This is a genomic window from Mesorhizobium sp. WSM4850 (genome assembly GCF_055811735.1).
Window position 1 is genome coordinate 1 of record NZ_JBVVPV010000113.1, and the last position, 3,481, is coordinate 3,481.

The 3,481-nt window shown below is 62.3% G+C and carries 5 protein-coding genes; 1 reads left to right on the forward strand and 4 read right to left on the reverse strand.

Annotation, left to right across the window (positions count from 1 at the left end; all coding sequences use genetic code 11):
- The 4 genes from AC0L2Z_RS35005 to AC0L2Z_RS35020 all read right to left on the reverse strand — a co-directional run.
- Window positions 1-1,650, reverse strand: a 1,650-nt coding sequence (locus AC0L2Z_RS35005) for an adenylate/guanylate cyclase domain-containing protein (RefSeq protein ID WP_473630592.1), incomplete at its 3' end; no start/stop codon positions are given.
- A gap of 167 nt (window positions 1,651-1,817) precedes the next feature.
- Window positions 1,818-1,967, reverse strand: a complete 150-nt coding sequence (locus AC0L2Z_RS35010; protein ID WP_473630593.1) for a hypothetical protein — start codon at window positions 1,965-1,967, stop codon at window positions 1,818-1,820.
- Window positions 1,968-1,970: 3 nt separating this feature from the next.
- Entirely contained in the window at window positions 1,971-2,300 is a 330-nt protein-coding gene (locus AC0L2Z_RS35015) for a DUF2934 domain-containing protein (protein WP_473630594.1), read from the reverse strand.
- Window positions 2,301-2,423: 123 nt separating this feature from the next.
- A complete protein-coding gene (locus tag AC0L2Z_RS35020) occupies window positions 2,424-2,765 on the reverse strand; it encodes a BA14K family protein (protein ID WP_473630595.1) in 342 nt (113 codons plus the stop codon).
- On the opposite strand from AC0L2Z_RS35020, the gene AC0L2Z_RS35025 reads away from it, so the two are divergent.
- Window positions 2,751-3,188: a hypothetical protein gene (locus AC0L2Z_RS35025; protein ID WP_473630596.1), complete on the forward strand. Its 438-nt coding sequence runs from the start codon at window positions 2,751-2,753 to the stop codon at window positions 3,186-3,188. The genes AC0L2Z_RS35020 and AC0L2Z_RS35025 overlap by 15 nt on opposite strands.
- Window positions 3,189-3,481: the final 293 nt, after the last annotated feature.

Consider the following 3,481-nt stretch of genomic DNA (forward strand, 5'->3'; position numbering starts at 1 on the left):
CCACTCGCGACGGGCTTCTTCGAACCGACCCAGATGGCCGTAGCTCGCCGCCAGGAGCACGCGTGAGACGTCGGTGGAAGGGTTACGAACAAGTCGCCGCCTCAGGATCCCAATTGCCTCTTCGTACCTGCGCAACTGGAACATCGCTTGCGCCTGGAAGTGAAGGTACACGTCCGGATAATACGGGTTCAAGGCCATTGCCCTGTCGAAACACCGGAGTGCGTCCTCAGGCTTGCCGGAATAATGCAGTGCGTAACCGAGATTTTCGTGCCCCTCGGCAAGATTTGGCGCAAGAGCGATCAAGCGTTTAGCCGAGCAGATGGCCGCCTCATGCCGTCGCGAATACAATTCGACGATGCCCAGCGCCCAATGTGTGTAAGGATATCGATCGTCGAGCGCCACTGCCCGTGCCGCGAACATTTCCGCTTGTGCCATTGCGTTCGACCACGACGAGCTCCACTGGTTTGCATAGTCCAGTATGTTTGCGAACGCGAGCAACGCGTAGGCGGGAGCGAATTTCGGGTCGAATTCGACGGCGCGCTGCAACAGCTCCCGGCCCTTGATGTTTTCCGCTTTCGTGAACCGCCATAGCTGCTCTCGGCCATGAAGAAAGCAGTCATACGCGTCCAGGTTGCCGGTTTGCTCGGTCGCGAGCCGCTGCTGCTCGCCCTTTGTCAGGTTGAGCGCCAGCGCGTCGACAATTTGCTGCGTAACGTCGTCCTGTACGGCAAAGATATCGGTCAGGTTGCGATCGAAGCGCTCCGCCCACAGATGCCCGCCTGTGGTCGCGTCAATAAGCTGCGCGGTGATACGTACCCTGTTGCCGGATTTGCGGACGCTGCCCTCCAGCACGTAATGCACGCCGAGGTTCCGGCCCACCTCCTGAACGTTCACGTTCCTGCCCTTAAAAGTGAAGGACGAATTGCGAGCGATCACAAACAGCTGCGACAGCTTTGAGAGAGCTGTGATGATGTCTTCGGAGATTCCGTCGGCGAAATATTCCTGCTCGGCATCACCGCTCATGTTGGCGAAGGGCAGCACGGCAATCGATAACTGAGGCGGTGCCGCTGTCGAAAGCAGAGCTTCCGAAAGTTCGTGGGTCACAGGTGCCTTCGCGTGAGCCGCGGTGCCGACTCGGAGTGAATAAACCCGGATCGGTTCGGCAATATTCTTGAGCTGGGTGTCGCCGAGGTCACTGACCGAAACGTCTAGTCTCGTCTTGACTTGCCGATAGGCGTCTTCGGACAGGCAGATGGTGCCCGGGGCCGCGACACCCTCCAGACGCGAGGCGATGTTGACGCCGTCGCCCATCAGGTCGCCGTCGCTTTCTTCGACCACGTCGCCCAAATGTATCCCAATCCGAAATTCGATGCGGCGGTCCTCGGGCACGCCCGCGTTGCGCTCTACCATGCCATTCTGCACTTCTATGGCGCAGCGCACGGCATCCACCACACTGCGGAATTCAACCAACGCACCATCGCCTGTGCGCTTGACCATACGACCGTTGTACACGGCGATGGTCGGGTCGATCAGGTCGCTTCGAAGTGCCCGCAACCGGGCCAAAGTACGATCTTCATCCGTGCTCGCCAGCCGGCTGTACCCGACCACATCAGCGGCAAGGATCGCGGCTAGCTTGCGGCTCTCGCTCACGGGCCAATCTCCTCGTATCCACAATAACACGAAGAGGCAGGGAAACTTGAAAGTTCGCTGTCCCCATCAGAGCGGTATTCTGCACTCGCTAGAATTCCACACCCTACGCCGAAGTAAGGGGTCATCCGGCGCGGCAGCTTGGCAAGGGACGGCCATCAACGCTCCCCTCAATGCTTCTTGAAAAACTGCACCTCGCGTTCGTGCTTCTGCGCAGCCTCGCGGCGGTCAAACGTCCCGAGATTGCGGCGCTTGCCGGTTTTTTCGTCCTTCTTGCGCGAATAGAGGCGGTATTTTCCGTCCTTGAGCTTTCTGATCATCTGTCACTCCCCGAGCCGCTGCTTCCCCTTGAGGCTGCGCGCGGCTTGCTCGATCGCCGCTCGGTCGTTGCCCAGCCTGTCGATCAGTTCCTGCGCCTGTTCGCCCGATATGCCGGTGCGCACCGCCAGGGCCTCCACCGTCAAGACGTCGGAGCTCGCGACCTCGCGGGTTTCCGGCAGGGTATCGCCTGCCGTCAGCGGCAGGGCTGCCTCCCTGTCGATCTCGGCCTCGGCCCGGTGCCAGTGCCGCTCGGGATCGCCGTGGCTCCCGCCTTCGCGTTCCCAGATCTGGTATGCGCGCTCACGAATCCTGCCTTCCCGGTCGTCGCTCATGCTGATTCCTCCTGTGGGTATTCGGATGAACGCCGCACGAACACGAACGATCCAAGAAATCTGCGTGATCGGCGGTCGCACAGGCGCCATGCACTGCGGCCGCCAGTTCGCCACCTGCACCACCTACTCGCACTGCCTGCGCGGGCCGCCGGAATAGGGCTGGTAGGTGTTGTCTTCCGGCCGATAGGAGCGGTAGCGGCTGAAGCAATATTGCACGTGGTCGGGCGGAAGCCAGGCGCCGCCGGTTTCATCCGCCGGAACATCGCCATCCATCGACCACGTGTCGGTCGCCTCGACATAGCTGGCGCCATCGTCGGCAGGCTGTGCGGCGCGGTCGGCCGCACCGGCATCGAGATAGGGCGAGATGCAGGAACGCTGCTCCCCGCTGTAGGATGTGTAGTGGTCGTCGCTTGGCCTGTAGGAGCGGTAGCGGCTGGCGCACCATTCCACATGGGCGGCGGGCATCGCCTGCTGCTCGTCGGTTGCCGGCGTTCCCGGCTTGACGGAGGCGGTAGCGATGGTGTCGGGCGGCGAAGCTGCGGCATCGGCAGGTTTCGCGGTGCGATCAACTGGGACCTGATCAACCGGGGCCTGATCAAATGGGGCCTGATCAGCCGGGACCTCTGCAACTTCTGGGACCTCTGGGACCTCTGGGACCGCTGGGACCGCTGGTATCTCTGCGACCTCTGGGACCGCGCGGGCGGGAAGGCGCTCAAGCTGCTGCGAAGCGGGGTCGACCTTCCGCGGCTCCCTCGGCCACAGTTCAGCAACGCTGGAAGTCGGAGCGGCCGGCCGCACGGGTTCGGCGGAGAGAATCCAGAGGGCAAAGGCCAATCCACTGGCGAAAACCGCCAGCGTCAGCACGAAGCCGCCAAGTACCGCCGATAAAGCTCTCACCTTGCGCTCCTTTGCCCCGTCATCTGTTAAAAATGCGAGGCACTGGATCCGGTTCCAACCAGGCGCGGCGTGCCAGGCAACTCGGACAGGCGCGGCTCGTGTGCGGGGGCGCAGTCGACCCGGGGCGGACACGGTTTTGTGGTGAATGTTGCGGATGTCGCCGAGGCTGGCTCCTCTCGCAGAACCTGGGTTCCTCGCTCCCACGAACGTGGGGGAGAGGTGGCTCGGCGAAGCCGAGACGGAGAGGGGGAATTTGCGCAGGCTTGCGCCATAAGGCCTTCATC

Coding starts and splice junctions, on each gene's coding strand:
- AC0L2Z_RS35010 (WP_473630593.1), bottom strand. CDS start 1,967: ATGATCAGAAAGCTCAAGGACGGAAAATACCGCCTCTATTCGCGCAAG.
- AC0L2Z_RS35015 (WP_473630594.1), bottom strand. CDS start 2,300: ATGAGCGACGACCGGGAAGGCAGGATTCGTGAGCGCGCATACCAGATC.
- AC0L2Z_RS35025 (WP_473630596.1), top strand. CDS start 2,751: ATGGGCGGCGGGCATCGCCTGCTGCTCGTCGGTTGCCGGCGTTCCCGG.
- AC0L2Z_RS35020 (WP_473630595.1), bottom strand. CDS start 2,765: ATGCCCGCCGCCCATGTGGAATGGTGCGCCAGCCGCTACCGCTCCTAC.